This window comes from Pseudomonas sp. FDAARGOS_761 (assembly GCF_013343155.1).
In the GTDB taxonomy this organism is placed as follows: Bacteria; Pseudomonadota; Gammaproteobacteria; order Pseudomonadales; family Pseudomonadaceae; genus Pseudomonas; species Pseudomonas aeruginosa.
Window position 1 is genome coordinate 5,106,905 of sequence record NZ_CP054572.1, and the last position, 16,056, is coordinate 5,122,960.

12 protein-coding genes are annotated in these 16,056 nt (G+C 66.5%); 5 read left to right on the top strand and 7 right to left on the bottom strand.

Features of this window, described 5'->3' with window-relative positions; genetic code table 11:
• Positions 1-163 precede the first annotated feature (163 nt).
• Entirely contained in the window at positions 164-2,083 is a 1,920-nt protein-coding gene (locus FOC67_RS23810) for a DEAD/DEAH box helicase (RefSeq protein ID WP_009315066.1), read from the top strand.
• 95 nt (positions 2,084-2,178) lie between these two features.
• Here FOC67_RS23810 and oprM read toward each other — a convergent pair whose 3' ends face one another.
• Genes oprM through mexA form a run of 3 tightly spaced genes read right to left on the bottom strand, consistent with a single transcriptional unit; the run spans position 2,179 to position 7,945 of the window.
• On the bottom strand, positions 2,179-3,636 hold the full coding sequence (oprM, locus tag FOC67_RS23815) for a multidrug efflux RND transporter outer membrane channel subunit OprM (RefSeq protein ID WP_003084633.1): 1,458 nt from the start codon (positions 3,634-3,636) through the stop codon (positions 2,179-2,181).
• Position 3,637: 1 nt separating this feature from the next.
• Positions 3,638-6,778 (bottom strand): multidrug efflux RND transporter permease subunit MexB, encoded by a 3,141-nt coding sequence (gene mexB / locus FOC67_RS23820; protein WP_003107312.1) that lies wholly within the window; start codon positions 6,776-6,778, stop codon positions 3,638-3,640.
• 15 nt (positions 6,779-6,793) lie between these two features.
• Positions 6,794-7,945, bottom strand: a complete 1,152-nt coding sequence (gene mexA / locus FOC67_RS23825) for a multidrug efflux RND transporter periplasmic adaptor subunit MexA (RefSeq protein WP_003118819.1) — start codon at positions 7,943-7,945, stop codon at positions 6,794-6,796.
• Between the two features lie 274 nt (positions 7,946-8,219).
• Between mexA and mexR the strand changes: the two genes are divergently transcribed.
• The gene (gene mexR, locus FOC67_RS23830; protein WP_004365054.1) at positions 8,220-8,663 is read left to right on the top strand and encodes a MarR family transcriptional repressor MexR; all 444 of its coding nucleotides are present in this window, start codon (positions 8,220-8,222) and stop codon (positions 8,661-8,663) included.
• 68 nt (positions 8,664-8,731) lie between these two features.
• Here mexR and FOC67_RS23835 read toward each other — a convergent pair whose 3' ends face one another.
• The 3 genes from FOC67_RS23835 to FOC67_RS23845 all read right to left on the bottom strand — a co-directional run bounded on the left by FOC67_RS23835 (position 8,732) and on the right by FOC67_RS23845 (position 11,559).
• Entirely contained in the window at positions 8,732-9,307 is a 576-nt protein-coding gene (locus FOC67_RS23835) for a YceI family protein (RefSeq protein WP_003084626.1), read from the bottom strand.
• 11 nt (positions 9,308-9,318) lie between these two features.
• Positions 9,319-9,888 (bottom strand): cytochrome b, encoded by a 570-nt coding sequence (locus FOC67_RS23840; RefSeq protein WP_003106133.1) that lies wholly within the window; start codon positions 9,886-9,888, stop codon positions 9,319-9,321.
• Positions 9,889-10,068: 180 nt separating this feature from the next.
• Positions 10,069-11,559, bottom strand: a complete 1,491-nt coding sequence (locus FOC67_RS23845; protein WP_009315065.1) for a flavin monoamine oxidase family protein — start codon at positions 11,557-11,559, stop codon at positions 10,069-10,071.
• Positions 11,560-11,731: 172 nt separating this feature from the next.
• Between FOC67_RS23845 and FOC67_RS23850 the strand changes: the two genes are divergently transcribed.
• From FOC67_RS23850 to FOC67_RS23860, 3 genes are all read left to right on the top strand, one after another.
• Positions 11,732-13,135 carry an adenosylmethionine--8-amino-7-oxononanoate transaminase gene (locus FOC67_RS23850; protein ID WP_003106128.1) on the top strand — a complete coding sequence of 468 codons (1,404 nt, stop codon included), beginning with the start codon at positions 11,732-11,734 and terminating at the stop codon, positions 13,133-13,135.
• Between the two features lie 92 nt (positions 13,136-13,227).
• On the top strand, positions 13,228-13,950 hold the full coding sequence (locus FOC67_RS23855; RefSeq protein ID WP_009315064.1) for a 16S rRNA (uracil(1498)-N(3))-methyltransferase: 723 nt from the start codon (positions 13,228-13,230) through the stop codon (positions 13,948-13,950).
• 34 nt (positions 13,951-13,984) lie between these two features.
• On the top strand, positions 13,985-15,400 hold the full coding sequence (locus FOC67_RS23860) for a hypothetical protein (RefSeq protein WP_031627662.1): 1,416 nt from the start codon (positions 13,985-13,987) through the stop codon (positions 15,398-15,400).
• 7 nt (positions 15,401-15,407) lie between these two features.
• On the opposite strand, the gene FOC67_RS23865 is transcribed toward FOC67_RS23860, so the two are convergent.
• Positions 15,408-16,019 carry a LysE family translocator gene (locus tag FOC67_RS23865; RefSeq protein ID WP_003084610.1) on the bottom strand — a complete coding sequence of 204 codons (612 nt, stop codon included), beginning with the start codon at positions 16,017-16,019 and terminating at the stop codon, positions 15,408-15,410.
• Between the last annotated feature and the right edge of the window lie 37 nt (positions 16,020-16,056).

Below are 16,056 nucleotides of genomic sequence, written 5' to 3' on the forward strand. Positions count from 1 at the left end.
TGCCCGCGAGGGCACCCGTTCGACACCGGCCACCGAGCGCATACGCAGCGCCGCGGCCAGACCTTCCGCCCTGGCCGACAGGGCCCGAAGGTAGACAGGAGTTCGCAGAACTTGGTGATTTCACAGCAGCCGGCCTCGCCCCGGCCCATATAGGAAAACCCGCATGTCCTTTTCTTCCCTCGGACTCTCCGAGGCGCTTGCCCGCGCTGTGGAGGCTGCGGGCTACAGCCAGCCCACTCCCGTGCAACAGCGGGCGATTCCCGCCGTGTTGCAAGGTCGCGACCTGATGGTTGCGGCACAGACCGGCACCGGCAAGACCGGTGGTTTCGCCCTGCCGGTACTGGAGCGCCTGTTCCCCGCCGGTCATCCCGACCGCGAACACCGCCACGGCCCGCGCCAGGCGCGCGTGCTGGTACTGACCCCGACCCGTGAGCTGGCCGCCCAGGTGCATGACAGCTTCAAGGTCTACGCCCGCGACCTGCCGCTGAACAGCACCTGCATCTTCGGCGGGGTTGGCATGAACCCGCAGATCCAGGCCCTGGCCAAGGGCGTCGACGTACTCGTCGCCTGCCCCGGCCGCCTGCTCGACCTGGCCGGGCAGAACAAGGTCGACCTGTCCCACGTGGAAATCCTCGTCCTCGACGAAGCCGACCGCATGCTCGACATGGGCTTCATCCACGATGTGAAGAAGGTTCTCGCCAAGCTGCCGCCCAAGCGCCAGAACCTGCTGTTCTCGGCTACCTTCTCGAAAGACATCGTCGACCTCGCCAACAAGCTCCTGCACAACCCGGAACGCATCGAGGTAACGCCGCCGAACACCACGGTCGAGCGCATCGAGCAACGCGTGTTCCGCCTGCCGGCGCCGCAGAAGCGCGCCCTGCTGGCGCACCTGGTGACCGTCGGCGCCTGGGAACAGGTGCTGGTCTTCACCCGTACCAAGCACGGCGCCAACCGTCTCGCCGAGTACCTGACCAAGCACGGCCTGCCGGCCGCCGCGATCCATGGCAACAAGAGCCAGAACGCGCGGACCAAGGCGCTGGCCGACTTCAAGGCCAACGACGTGCGCATCCTGGTGGCGACCGACATCGCCGCCCGCGGCCTGGATATCGACCAGTTGCCCCATGTGGTCAACTACGAGCTGCCCAACGTCGAGGAAGACTATGTCCACCGCATCGGCCGTACCGGCCGAGCCGGACGCAGCGGCGAGGCGATCTCGCTGGTGGCGCCGGACGAAGAGAAGCTGCTCAAGGCCATCGAGAAGATGACCAGACAGCGTATTCCCGATGGCGATGCCCAGGGTTTCGACCCCGAGGCCGTGCTGCCCGAGGTGGCCCAGCCGGAGCCCCGCGAAGCGCCGCAGAAGCAGCCGCGCCGCGACAAGGAACGGCGCAGCAGCCGCGAGCGCAAGCCGAAAGACGCCCAGGCGAGCAACCCCGACAGCAATGTCGCTGCGGCCCAGGACGGTACCGAGAAGCCGGCTGGAAAGCGCCGCCGTCGCGGAGGCAAGAACAAGGAAAACCGCGAGGCCGGCCAAGCGCAGCAGCCGCGGCAGAGCCGCGAAGCGCGTCCGGCCAAGCCCAATCGGCCGCCGGAAGTCGACGGTAATCGCGATCCGGAAGAGTTCCTCGACGACGACTTCGACAATTTCGGCAACCGCGCCGACTACGTCAGCCCCTACCAGGGCCAGGAAAACAAGGGACGCGGACGCCGCGGTGGCCAGCAGAAACCCCAGGGCGGCACCAGCCAGCAGGGTCGTGGCCAAGGCCAGGGCCAAGCTCGCGGCAAGAGCCAGGGCGCCGCTCAAGGTGGCGCTCGCGGTCAGGGTGCCGGCCAGGGCAAGGCGAAGAAACCGCGCGCCAGCAAGCCGCGCGGCCAGGGTCGCGAGAATGCCTCGCGGATGAGCGACGCGCCGCTGCGCGAGCCGTCCGAGTACGGCACCGGCAAGCAGCCGAGCCGCCAGCCGGTGGTGATCAACAAGCGCGACCTGGTGCGCATGGATCGCTTCCCCACCGCCGAGCAGCTCGACGAGCTGGAGCCGCGGCGCAAGGGCGAGCGCCCCGCACTGCTGACCCGCAACCGCTAAGGCCGAGCGGGTCCGTGACGCGGACCCACCGACTTCCGCGAGGATAAAAAAACGCCGACCCTAGGGTCGGCGTTCTTGCATGGCGCGGAAGGCGATCAGGCCTGCGGATCCTCCTTCTTCGCGGTCTGCTGCTGGGTCACGGTCTGCTGGTTCCAGCCGCCGCCGAGGGCCTTGTACAGGTTGACCTCGCTGGTCAGCTGGTTGAGGCGGTCGGTGATCAGTTGCTGCTGCGCGGTGAACAGCGAGCGTTGCGCGTCGAGCAGGGTCAGGTAGTTGTCCACCCCCGTGCGGTAGCGCTTGTCGGCGAGCTGGTAGTACTCGTCGCTGGCCTTGACCAGATCGCGCTGTGCCTGCAACTGCTCGGTGAAGGTACCGCGCGCGGCCAGACCGTCGGCGACTTCCTGGAAGGCGGTCTGGATCGCCTTCTCGTACTGCGCGACGTTGATGTCCTTCTGGATCTTCGCGTAGTCCAGGCTGGCACGCAGGCTGCCGGCGGTGAAGATCGGCAGGTTGATCGACGGCTGGAACAACCAGGAACCCGAACCGGCGTCGAACAGGCCGGACAGTTGGCGGCTCATGGTGCCGGCGTTGGCGGTCAGGCTGATGCTCGGGAAGAACGCCGCGCGCGCGGCGCCGATGCTGGCGTTGGCGGCCATGAGCTGGTGCTCGGCCTCGAGGATGTCCGGGCGCCGTTGCAGCAGGTCCGACGGCAGGCCCGCCGGCACTTCGGTCAGCAGGGTCTGGTCCAGGCCCAGGCCTTGCGGCAGGTTCGCCGGGATCCCGGAACCCAGCAGCAGGACCAGTGCATTCTGGTCCTGGGCTACCAGGCGGGTGTACTGCGCCAGGGTCGCGCGGGCGCCTTCCACGGCGGTCTGCGCCTGGCGCAGGTCGAGCGCGGAGGCGACGCCGACGTCGTAGCTGCGCTGGGTCAGGTCGAAACTCTTCTGGTAGGTGCCCAGGGTGTCCTTGGTCAGTTGCAACTGCGCCTGGTCGGCCTTCAGCGTCAGGTAGGCGGTCGCCACGCTGGCCACCAGGGTGGTCTGCGCGCTGCGCTGCGCCTGTTCGGTCGCCAGGTACTGCTCCAGGGCCTGGTCGCGCAGGCTGCGCAGGCGGCCGAAGAGATCGAGTTCCCAGGCGGTAGTGCCCAGGGTCACCCCGTACTGGCTGGAAATCGCCGGACTGCCGGTGGTCGACAGGTCGCCCGGCAAACGCTGGCGGGTGCCGCTACCGTCCACGCCGATCCGCGGGAACAGGTCGGCCCGCTGGATGCGGTACTGCGCCCGGAAGGCCTCGACGTTCAACGCGGCGACCCGCAGGTCGCGGTTGTTTTCCAGCGCCACGCCGATCAGTTGCTGCAACTGCGGGTCGCGGAAGAACTCGCGCCAGCCGATGTCGGCGGCCGGAACGGCCGCCGCGCCGGTGTTCTGCCCGTAGGCCTGCCCTTGCGGGTAGGCCGCGGCTACCGGCGCCTCGGGGCGCTGGTAGTCGGGGATCAGCGAGCAGCCGGACAGAACGACAGCGGCTACCGCCAGGGAAAGGAAGGACCGTTTCATATCATTGCCCCTTTTCGACGGACGCTTGCTGCTTGGACGCCTCGTCCTTGAACAGCGTGCTGACCGCCACGTAGAACAGCGGTACCCAGAAGATCGCCAGGACGGTCGCAGTGACCATGCCGCCGATCACGCCGGTACCGATCGCATGCTGGCTGCCCGAGCCGGCGCCGGTGGAGATCGCCAGCGGAACCACACCGAGGATGAACGCCAGGGAGGTCATCACGATCGGCCGCAGACGCATGCGGCAGGCCTCGATGGCCGCCTCGACGATGCCCTTGCCCTGCTCGTGCAGCTCCTTGGCGAACTCCACGATGAGAATGGCGTTCTTCGCCGACAGGCCGATGGTCGTCAACAGGCCCACCTGGAAGAACACGTCGTTGGACAGGCCGCGCATGGACGTCGCCAGCAGCGCGCCGATCACGCCCAACGGCACCACCAGCATCACCGAGAACGGAATCGACCAGCTTTCGTACAGGGCCGCCAGGCAGAGGAACACCACCAGCAGCGACAGCGCATACAGCGCCGGCGCCTGCGAGCCGGACAAGCGCTCCTCGTAGGACAGGCCGGTCCAGGAGTAGCCAACGCCTTTCGGCAATTGCTTGACGATCTCCTCGACCGCCGCCATGGCGTCACCGGAACTCAGGCCGGGCGCCGGCTCGCCGAGGATCTCCATCGCCGGCACGCCATTGTAGCGCTCCAGCTTCGGCGAACCGTATTCCCACTTGCCGGTGGCGAAGGCGTTGAACGGCACCATCTCGCCCTTGTCGTTGCGCACGTACCACTTGCTCAGGTCGTCCGGGTTCATCCGCGCGTCCGGCCTGCCCTGCAGGTAGACCCGCTTGACCCGGCCACGGTCGATGAAGTCGTTGACGTAGCTGGAACCCCAGGCGATGGACACGGTGCTGTTGATGTCGGCGAGGGACACGCCGAGGGCGCTGGCCTTCTCGTCGTCGATCTCCAGCTTGTACTGCGGTTCGTCGCTCATGCCGTTGGGGCGCACGCGTTGCAGCGCCGGGTTCTGCGCGGCGAGCATGAGGAACTTGTTGCGCGCCTGGAGCAGGACCTCGTGGCCGACGCCCGCCTGGTCCTGGAGGAACAGGTCGAAGCCGGTGGCGTTACCCAGTTCCAGTACCGACGGCGGCGCGAAGGCGAACACCATCGCGTCCTTGAAGCTGAAGAAGTGCATCTGCGCGCGCTTGGCCAGCTCGAACACGCTGTTCTCGCCACCGGGACGCTCTTCCCAGGGCTTGAGCATGATGAACGCCATGCCCGAACTCTGGCCGCGGCCGGCGAAGTTGAAGCCGGTCACGGTGAACACCGAGCTGACCGAAGAGCTTTCCTTCTCCAGCAGGTATTCGCGCATCGAGTCCACCACCACCTGGGTACGCTCGGCGCTGGAGCCCGGCGGGGTCTGTACCTGGGCGAACAGTACGCCCTGGTCCTCGTCGGGGAGGAACGCGGTGGGAATGCGGGTGAACATCCAGATCATCCCGGCCACGATCACCACGTAGATCAGCAGGTACGGCGCGCGATGCTTGAGGATCGACGCCACGCCCCGCTCGTAGCCGTGGGTGGTGGAAAGGAACATCCGGTTGAACCAGCCGAAGAAGCCGCCCTTGTGCTCGCCATGGTCGCCTTTCTCGATCGGCTTGAGCATGGTCGCGCAGAGCGCCGGGGTGAGGATCAGCGCCACGATCACCGAGAGGGCCATGGCCGACACGATGGTGATGGAGAACTGCCGGTAGATCACCCCGGTGGAGCCGCCGAAGAACGCCATCGGCAGGAATACCGCCGAGAGCACCATGGCGATACCGACCAGCGCGCCCTGGATCTGGCCCATGGACTTGCGCGCCGCCTCCCTTGGCGACAGGCCTTCCTCGGCCATCACCCGCTCGACGTTCTCCACCACCACGATGGCGTCGTCCACCAGCAAGCCGATGGCCAGCACCATGCCGAACATGGTCAGGGTGTTGATCGAGAAGCCGAACGCGGCGAGCACGCCGAAGGTCCCCAGCAGCACCACCGGTACGGCGATGGTCGGGATCAGCGTGGCGCGGAAGTTCTGCAGGAACAGGTACATCACCAGGAACACGAGGAGGATCGCCTCGCCGAGGGTCTTCACTACCTCATGGATCGAGGCCGAGACCACCGGGGTGGTGTCGTACGGGTAGACCACCTTCATGCCCTGCGGCATGAACGGTTCCAGGTTGGCGATGGTCTGGCGGATCGCCTTGGCGGTATCCAGCGCGTTGGCGCCGGTGGCCAGCTTGATCGCGATACCGGACGCCGGGCTGCCGTTGAACTGCGCGTTGATGCTGTAGTCCTGGCCGCCCAGGCCGACATCGGCGACGTCCTTCAGGCGCACCTGGGAACCGTCGGGATTGACCTTGAGCAGGATGTTCTCGAATTGCTCCGCGGTCTGCAGGCGGGTCTTGCCGATGATGGTGGCGTTGAGCTGCTGGCCCTTGACCGCCGGCAAGCCGCCGAGCTGGCCGGAGGAGATCTGCACGTTCTGCGCCTGGATCGCGCTGCTCACGTCGCCGGGGGTCAGCTGGTAGCTGTTCAGCTTGGCCGGGTCGAGCCAGATGCGCATCGAGTACTGCGAGCCGAACACCTGGAAGTCACCGACGCCCTTGGTCCGCGAGAGCGGGTCCTGGATGTTGGAAACGATGTAGTTCGACAGGTCTTCCTTGGTCATGCTGCCGTCGGTGGAAACCACACCGACCACCATGAGGAAGTTCTTCACCGCCTTGGTCACCCGGATCCCCTGGCGCTGCACTTCCTGCGGCAGCAGCGGGGTGGCCAGTTGCAGCTTGTTCTGCACCTGAACCTGGGCGATGTCGGGGTCGGTGCCCTGTTCGAAGGTCACGGTGATGGTCATGCTGCCGTCGGAGTTACTCTCCGAGGAGATGTAGCGCAGATTGTCGATCCCGTTCATCTGCTGCTCGATCACCTGGACCACGGTGTCCTGCACCGTCTCGGCCGAGGCGCCCGGGTAGCTCACCTGCACGGCGATGGCCGGCGGGGCGATGGCCGGGTACTGGTTGACCGGCAGACTGAGGATCGACAGGCCGCCCGCGAGCATGATCACCAAGGCGATCACCCACGCGAAAATGGGCCTATCAATGAAAAACTTCGACATTACGAATCCCCTTGATCAGCCCTTGCTGTCGGTTTTCGCCGGAGCGGCGTCGGCCTTCTGCGCGGACGCGACATTCTTCGCCGGCACGGTCTTCACCTCGACACCCGGCTGCACGAACTGCAGGCCTTCGGTAATGATCTTGTCGCCGGCGTTCAGGCCTTCGGTGACCAGCCACTTGTCGCCGATCACCCGGTCGGCCTTGATCACCCGCAGCTCGACCTTGTTCTGCGCGTTCACCACCAGCGCGGTAGCCTGGCCCTTGAGGTCGCGGGTCACGCCTTGCTGCGGAGCGAGGATGGCCTTCTGCTTGACGCCTTCCTGCAACTGCGCGTGAACGAACATGCCGGGCAGCAGCTCGTTGTTCGGGTTGGGGAACACGGCGCGGATGGTGACCGAGCCGGTGCCTTCGTCGACGGAAACCTCGGAGAATTCGAGGCGGCCTTCCAGCGGGTATTGGCTACCGTCCTCCAGCTTCAGGGAGACCTTCGCCGCGTTGTCGCCGGCGCGCTCCAACTGGCCGCTGGCCAGTTCGCGGCGCAGGCGCAGCAGGGCGGTGGACGGCTGGGTGACGTCGACGTAGATCGGGTCGAGCTGTTGCACGGTGGCCATCGCGTTGGCCTGGCCGTTGGTCACCAGGGCGCCTTCGGTCACCGCGGAACGGCCGATGCGGCCGGAGATCGGCGACAGCACCTTGGTGTAGCGCAGGTTGATCCGCGCCTGTTCCACCGCCGCCTTGGACTGCAGGTAGGCGGCATTGGCGTCGGCGTACTGCTGCTTGCTCACGGCCTGGTCGGCGACCAGCAGCTTGTAGCGCTGGGCCTGCTCCTGGGTCGAGGCCAGGTTGGCCTGGGCGCTCTGGTAGTCGGCCTCGTAGGTGGCGGGGTCGATCTGGTAGAGCTGCTGCCCGGCCTTGACGTCGCTGCCTTCCTTGAACAGGCGCTTGAGGATGATGCCGTTCACCTGGGGACGCACCTCGGCGATGCGGAACGCATTGGTCCGGCCCGGCAGCTCGGTATTCAGGGTCACCGTCTGCGCTTCCAGGGTCACGATTCCGACCTCCGGCGTTTGCGCCGGCGGCGGCGCCTCGCTTTTTCCGCACCCGGAAAGGGCCGAAATCGCGACCAGCAGGGCCGGAACCAGTACACGCATGGCTGGCGTTCGTTGCATAGCGTTGTCCTCATGAGCGAAAGCGGCCGATGCAGCGTGAAGGCGCTGCACCGGCTCGAAGAAGGCAGGCAAAATACTTACATTCATAGGTGTTTGTAAACGTCCGAAAGCCTCGCGTGAAAACACCTGAAACGTTTTAGCTCGATGGCCGGTTATCCACCCGGCGCCATGGCCCATATTCAGAACCTGAAACAAGGTTGATAAGGTCAACTAAAATAAGCAAAATAGTTGACTGGATCAACCACATTTACATTAGGTTTACTCGGCCAAACCAATGAACTACCCCGTGAATCCCGACCTGATGCCCGCGCTGATGGCGGTCTTCCAGCATGTACGGACGCGCATCCAGAGCGAGCTCGATTGCCAGCGACTCGACCTGACCCCGCCCGACGTCCATGTATTGAAGCTTATCGACGAACAACGCGGGCTGAACCTGCAGGACCTGGGACGCCAGATGTGCCGCGACAAGGCACTGATCACCCGGAAGATCCGCGAGCTGGAGGGAAGAAACCTGGTCCGCCGCGAGCGCAACCCCAGCGACCAGCGCAGCTTCCAGCTCTTCCTCACCGACGAGGGGCTGGCCATCCACCAGCATGCGGAAGCCATCATGTCACGCGTGCATGACGAGTTGTTTGCCCCGCTCACCCCGGAGGAACAAGCCACCCTGGTGCATCTCCTCGACCAATGCCTGGCCGCGCAACCGCTTGAGGATATTTAAGAACATTCTTTTCGAAGCACAATGAAAAACGCCGGCGATCGCCGGCGTTTTTCGTTTCAGGTATCCGCTTACTGGCGAATGCCTTCGACGGAGAGCAGCAGCTCGACTTCCTGGGATGCCGGGCCGAGGTCCATCTTGATGCCGAAGTCTTTCAGCTTCAGGGTGGCGCTGCCTTCGAAGCCGGCACGGTAGCCGCCCCACGGGTCGTCGCCCTGGCCGATCAGCTTGGCCTTGATGGTGACCGGCTTGGTCACGCCGTTCAGGGTCAGGTTGCCGGTGATGTCGGCGCTGTCGCCGTTGGCCTTCACTTCGGTGGATTCGAAGGTAGCGGTCGGGTTCTTGCTGACGTTGAGGAAATCACCGCTGCGCAGGTGCTTGTCACGCTCGGCATGGTTGGTGTCCACGCTGTTGGTGTTGATGGTCACCTTGACCTTGTCGGCCGACGGGTTCTTCTCGTCGAAGGTGAAGCTGCCGTCGAAGTCGTTGAAGCGGCCGTACAGCCAGCTATAGCCCAGGTGCTTGATGCGGAACTCGATGAAGGCGTGCTGGCCTTCCTTGTCGATCTTGTAGTCCGCGGCCATTGCCTGGCCGGCGGTGAACAGTGCGGAGCCGAGCGCCAGCGCGGCAAGGGTCTTCTTCAGCATGGACATTCTCCTTAACGTGGTTGTTGATCATTCGACGAGCGACCGAGCATGCGCTTTAGGGTCGGGTCGCGGTCGACGAAGTGATGCTTGAGGGCGGCCAGGGCATGGAGGACGGCGAAGACCACCAGCGCCCAGGCCAGGTAGAGATGGATTTCACCCGCGACGTCCGCCTGGTCGGGCAGCCCGCTGAGGGTCGCCGGCACGGAGAACCAGCCGAATACGCTGATCGGTTCGCCGTCGGCGGTGGAAATCAGGTAGCCCGCGACGATCACCGCCAGCAGCAGCCCGTACAGCGCGAGGTGGCCGAGCTTGCTCGCTACCCGCGTGAGCGGACCGTGGTTGGCCGGCGCCGGCGGCGGCGGGCTGACGAAACGCCAGACGATCCGCACCAGCAGGGCGATGGCCAGCAGGATGCCGATGCTTTTATGCAGCGCCGGCGCGGGGTGGTACCAGGGGTCGTAATAGCTCAGTTCGCGCATCCACAGGCCCAGGCCGAACAGGCCGAAGACCACCAGCGCGCTGCCCCAGTGCAGGAACAGGCTGAATACGCCGTAACGGGATGAGGTATTGCGCCACTGCATGAAAAACTTCCTTGAAAAGCGAAGCCTCAAGACTAGCGGCAAATCCATCGAGTTAAAGCAGAAAATTCTGCTTTGAAACATCGATTCACAAGATAGGTTCGCAGGCTAAGAAAAAACCCTGGATTGCGCTGCGAACCGGGAAGCGCAAGGCGCCGGAGCTTCCGGCGCCGGCGAAGGGGATCAATCGAACAGGCGGGTGAACCAGGCGAACGGGTTCTTCTTCTCGCCGCCGGTCGTCGGTGCGGCTACCTTCTCGGCCTTCGCCACCATCGGTGCGCCCTCGATCACCGGCGTCTTGCCGGCGTACAGGTCGCGCACCTGGCTGGCGGCGCGCTTGCCGCTGCGCAGCGCCCCCTCGATGGTGCCGGGGTACAGCGCATCGGTGTGCTCGCCGGCGAAGGCGACCCGCGACAGCGGCTGTTCCCAGATCCGCCAGAAGCGCGTCACCTGGCCCGGACCGTAGGCCAGGTAGGAACCGCCGGTGCCCGGGTCGGCGCTGTAGCGACGAATTTCGTAGCCGGCGAAGGCACCGCGCATCTTCGGATAGAACTTGTTCATGCGGATCAGCACCTGGTCGACCATCTGCCGGTCGCCGAAAGCCTGCAGCACGCGGGCGTTGTCGCCGGACAGGTTGATCAGCACGTTGGCGCCGCCTTTCAGCGCCGGCTCGACCCAGATCATGCCCAGGCCCTGGTCGCTGAAGATCTCGCCGGAGAGGCGCGACTTGTCGTCCCACACCGGACGCTTGAACTTCAGCAGGATCTGGTCGCGCCAGCCATAGTTGGTGCCCTTCAGCGCGGACATCTGGGTACCGCTCAGGGACGGGGTCATCTGGATCTGGCCGAGCGCCTTCAGCGGCACGGCGAGAACCACGTAGTCGGCCTTGTAGGTCTCGCTGCCGGCCTTGACGGCGACGCCGTCCTTGGCCTGGACGATGCTCGACACCTTGGACTTGGTCTTGATCGTCTTGATCTGCTTGACGAAGGCTTCCGCCAGCACCTGGCTGCCGCCGGGCAGGCGCGCCGCGCGCAGGTCGCGGTCGTCGACGCCACGGTAGGCGCGGCCCTGCTGGGCGAGGTAGAGCAGCGACAGGCGCGACGGTTCGTCGTAGCGCGAGCGGATACGCTGGTTGACCAGCAGGCGCGCGGTCGGCGACAGGTTCAGCTTGTCCAGCCAGCGCGCGGCGTTCATCTGGTCGAGGGCGAACAGGGTATTGCTCGAGGCGGGGTTGAGCGGATCGGAGATCGATGCCGAGAGATCGTCCAGGGTCGACTCGAAGCGCTTGAGGTCGGCGGCGACGTTCGGCTGCTTGAGCGCGAGATCGCTGCTGCTGTAGTACAGGCCGTCGATCAGGTAGCTGGGGGTGCGGACGAAGTCCGGCGCCGGCACCGGCTTCAGCTTGAAGGTGTCCAGGTAGGCATTGAGCGTGGGCTGGACCTTCTGGTTGCCGACCCATTCGCTGGTGGCCAGGCCGGAACGCCCGCCCACCTGCGGCCGCGCCTCGAGCACCGTGACCTGCCAGCCGTCCTTCTGCAATTCGTAGGCCGCGCTCAGGCCTGCCAGGCCCGCGCCGACGACGATCGCCGTAGGCTGTCTATCCTTGCCCAGCGCCACCGCGCTGAACACCCCCAACATGAGAAACGCCGCGGCGCGCAGCCACCTTAACGACATACCGGACTCCCCAGAAAAAAGCAAAGACGCAACGGCGCGCAGCATACGCCAGAGCCGTTTGGGCCACCATAGGAGTCCGTCGGCGGCTGCTGTCGGATGTGTCCCAACCCACCGGGTTGTTCATCTCACCCCCATTGCATAGGCTTTGCCGATCGATCCGAGGAGACAGCCCATGGGCCTTAACGCCGACTGGATGCAGCGCGACCTGAACGTACTCTGGCATCCCTGTACCCAGATGAAAGACCACGAACGCCTGCCGGTGATCCCGATCCGCCGCGGCGAAGGCGTCTGGCTGGAGGATTTCGAAGGCAAGCGCTACATCGACGCGGTCAGTTCCTGGTGGGTCAATGTGTTCGGCCACGCCAACCCGCGCATCAACCAGCGCATCAAGGACCAGGTCGACCAGTTGGAGCACGTGATCCTCGCCGGATTCAGCCACCAGCCGGTGATCGAGCTGTCGGAGCGACTGGTGAAGATCACCCCGCCGGGGCTCGACCGGGTGTTCTACGCCGACAGCGGCTCGGCGGGCATCGAGGTCGCGCTGAAGATGAGCTACCACTTCTGGCTCAATAGCGGCAGGCCGCGCAAGAAGCGCTTCGTCACCCTGACCAACAGCTACCACGGCGAAACCATCGCGGCGATGTCGGTGGGCGACGTGGCGCTGTTCACCGAAACCTACAAGTCGCTGCTGCTGGACACCATCAAGGTGCCCAGCCCGGACTGCTTCCTGCGTCCGGACGGCATGTGCTGGGAAGAACATTCGCGGAACATGTTCGCCCACATGGAGCGCACCCTGGCCGAAGGGCACGACGAGATCGCCGCGGTCATCGTCGAACCGCTGATCCAGGGCGCCGGCGGCATGCGCATGTACCATCCGGTCTACCTCAAGCTGCTGCGCGAAGCCTGCGACCGCTATGGCGTGCACCTGATCCACGACGAGATCGCGGTGGGCTTCGGCCGCACCGGGACGATGTTCGCCTGCGAGCAGGCCGGCATCGCCCCGGATTTCCTCTGCCTGTCCAAGGCCCTCACCGGCGGCTACCTGCCGATGTCCGCGGTGCTGACCAGCGAGACCATCTACCGGGGCTTCTACGACGACTACCAGACCCTGCGCGCCTTCCTCCACTCGCACACCTATACCGGCAACCCGCTGGCCTGCGCCGCCGCCCTGGCGACCCTGGACATCTTCGAGGAAGACAAGGTGATCGAGGCCAACCGCGCGCTGTCCACCCACATGGCCAGGGCCACCGCGCACCTGGCCGACCACCCGCATGTCGCCGAGGTGCGCCAGACCGGGATGGTCCTGGCCATCGAAATGGTCCAGGACAAGGCGTCCAGGACGCCCTACCCCTGGCAGGAGCGCCGCGGCCTGAAGGTCTTCCAGCATGGCCTGGAGCGCGGCGCGCTGCTGCGCCCGCTGGGCAGCGTGGTGTATTTCCTGCCGCCCTACGTGATTACCCCGGAGCAGATCGACTTCCTCGCCGAGGTGGCCAGCGAAGGCATCGACATCGCCACCCGCGACGCGGTCAGCGTGGCGGTCAGCGACTTCCACCCGGACCACCGCGATCCGGGCTGAACGTCGCCGCCCCTTCGTCCCGAGGGGGCCGGTTCCAGCGCCCCGCGGCAGGCAGTAAACTGCGCGCCTGTCGCCACTACCCTCGAATCGCCATGCGCCTGTCCCGCTTCTTCGTCGACCAGCCCCTCGCCCTCGGCCAGCACGACCTGCCCGAGACCCAGGCCCACTACATCGGCCGCGTGCTGCGGCACGCCACGGGCGACGCCGTGCAACTGTTCGACGGCAGCGGCCGGGAATACCTCGGCGAGCTGGTCGAGGTCGGCAAGAAGAATGTCCGCGTCGAACTCCGCGAGCAGTTCGCCGGCCAGCCCGACTCGCCCCTGCGTATCCACCTGGGGCAAGGCCTGTCGCGCGGCGAGCGGATGGACTGGGCGATCCAGAAGGCCACCGAGCTGGGGGTGGCGGAAATCACCCCGATCGTCAGCGAGCGTTGCGAAGTGCGCCTGAAGGACGAGCGCGCCGACAAGCGCTTGCAACACTGGCGCCAGGTGGCGATCAGCGCCTGCGAGCAGTGCGGCCGTTCGAGCCTGCCGCTGATCCATCCGCCGCTGGCCCTGGAGGACTGGCTGCGCGGGCGGGACGATGAGCTCAGGCTGGTCCTGCACCCAGTAGCCGCCCCCCTGGCCAGCCATGTGCCGCCGTCGCGCCTGGCCTTCCTGGTGGGTCCCGAAGGCGGCCTGAGCGATGCCGAGGTGGAGCAGGCGCAGGCGGCCGGTTTCCACGCCGCGCGCCTCGGCCCGCGAGTGCTGCGCACCGAGACCGCGCCGGTGGTGGCGTTGGCAGTGGCCCAGCAACTCTGGGGCGACTTCGCCTGATATCTCTCCCGCCGCTTTACAACGGCGACAGCCAGTGAATACCGTTGCGCAACCCACTTCGCAACGGATCGCACGCATGGACACGCCCGTTACCTTCGATTGGAAGATCCGCCTGCCCGACGTGCTCGGCGTACTCCGCCGAGACTATGCCGGACGCTTCCCGCAGTTGGCCTCCGCCGCACTGGAGACACTGCTGGAGCGCCTGCGCGACGACCTTCCCGAGGATTTCCTGCCAGCCCTCGGCCAGGAGCTGGAATCCCTGGGACTGGCGTTGGTGGAGCGCCTGGACGAAGACGACAGCCTGAACCTGTACGTGGTCGGCGCTCCCCACAGCCGGCGCCTCCTCGATGCGCTCGCAGCGCAGGGCCACAACGCCCGCACGCTGCGCCAGGAAGACGCCCCTGAGGGCGCCCGGGCGGCCCTCCCCGCCGCCGCGCCGGCCGGCCTGGCGCCGGCTTCGGCCTACATCTGCCTCGAACACGCCGAGCACCTGGCGCCCGGCCTGGCCATCGCCCGCCTGCCGGGCGAGGACAGCCGCAACCTGCTGGACCTGCGCCAATGGCCCAGGCTGCAACGCCTGCCCGATGGCGCGGAGGAAACCCAGGGCGCGTTGCTCTGCCGGGCCAGTTCGGCGGACGGCCTGCACGCCTGGATCAGGATGACCCGTTCGGGAAGCCCCTACGCCTGGCTGCATCGCTCCCGCGACCTCGCCTCGTTGACGCCCGAACTACCGCCCTTGCCGCTGCCGCCGGCGCAGTCGTTGCGCCAACGCCGCACCCCGGAACTTGCCATCGGCCTGGCCGGGGACGACCTGCTCCTGGCCGACCGCGGCCTGTTCTTCCTCTATCCGGGCTTCGCCCAGGGCAACGACGAACCGCGGTTGCTCTTCGAGGTGCCGCAAGCGCGGCGCTCCATCGAGAATCCGCCGGCGGTCTTCACCACTCCGGACCAGCGCGTCTGCCTGCTCTCCCGCGGGCAGTTCTTCGAATGGCGCGAGGCACGCATCCAGCCCCTGCCGTTCCCCGTCGGCAAGGATCTGCCCGCCGATCCGGCGCAACCGACCTCGGCGGCGCCCGGGACCATCGTCTGGCTGGAGCGTGAAACGCTCTGCGAAGGCCGGCTCGACAGCGGCGAGATCCGCAGCCACTCGCTGGACGGCCTGGCCGAAGGCCCCTACCTGAAGCTCCAGGCCCTGGACGGAGGCTGGCTGCTCCTGGCGCCGTGGCTGGAACCGCATCGCTCGCGGGACCTCGCCCAGCTCTGGCACCTCGAATCCGGCCGGGCGCTGCGCATCCGCTACGGCGAACTGGACCTGGAGGGCGGACTACAGCACTGGGCGGAGCTGCCCGACGGCCGGATCGTCGTCGGCGACCATGCCCGGCATGTCGACCTCGGCAGGTTCGAAAGCCTGCGCCAACGCCTGCTGCGGCGGCGCCTGGCGCCGGCCTGAGGCGCGGCTACAGCCCGCGCAGCGCCAGTCCTGCCAGGCCGAGCAGGAGCACGCCGCAACCGGCGTAGCTGACGCGGTGCCAGAACAGCGAGGTGTTGCGCCGCAGCCAGTCCACCAGCGCCGCGCAGCAAAAGCACCAGATCAGCGACGAGAGCATGAAACCGGCGAAGAACACCAGCGACTGCGCCTGGTTCGGCGTGCCGTCGACGATCCCCGCCAGGGCGCTGCCGAGGGCGCCCCAATAGACCACGTTCTTCGGGTTGGACAGGGAGATCGCCGCGCCGGCGCCGAAGGCGTTGCGCCCCTGCTCGCCGGCATCCTCCGCCGCCAGCGGCGGACTCCAGGCGTCGCGCAAGCCTTGCACGCCGAGCCAGGCCAGGTAGGCGGCACAGGCCAGGGTCAGAGGAATCCGCACCTGTTCGTAGCCCAGCAGCAGCGCCAGCCCGGTGAGCCCGAGCAGGGCCCAGACGGCATCGCCGATCAGCGACCCCAGTTGCACCAGCAACGCCGGGCGGAAGCCGCCGGTCAAACCACGGCGCAGCGTTTCGCTGAACACCGCGCCAGGAGAAACATTGAAGGCGAAACCGAACAGCAAGGCCGCGAGGAAGATGGCGAGCATGGGACGACGACTCCGTGGGTGGGTCGTCGGATTATCC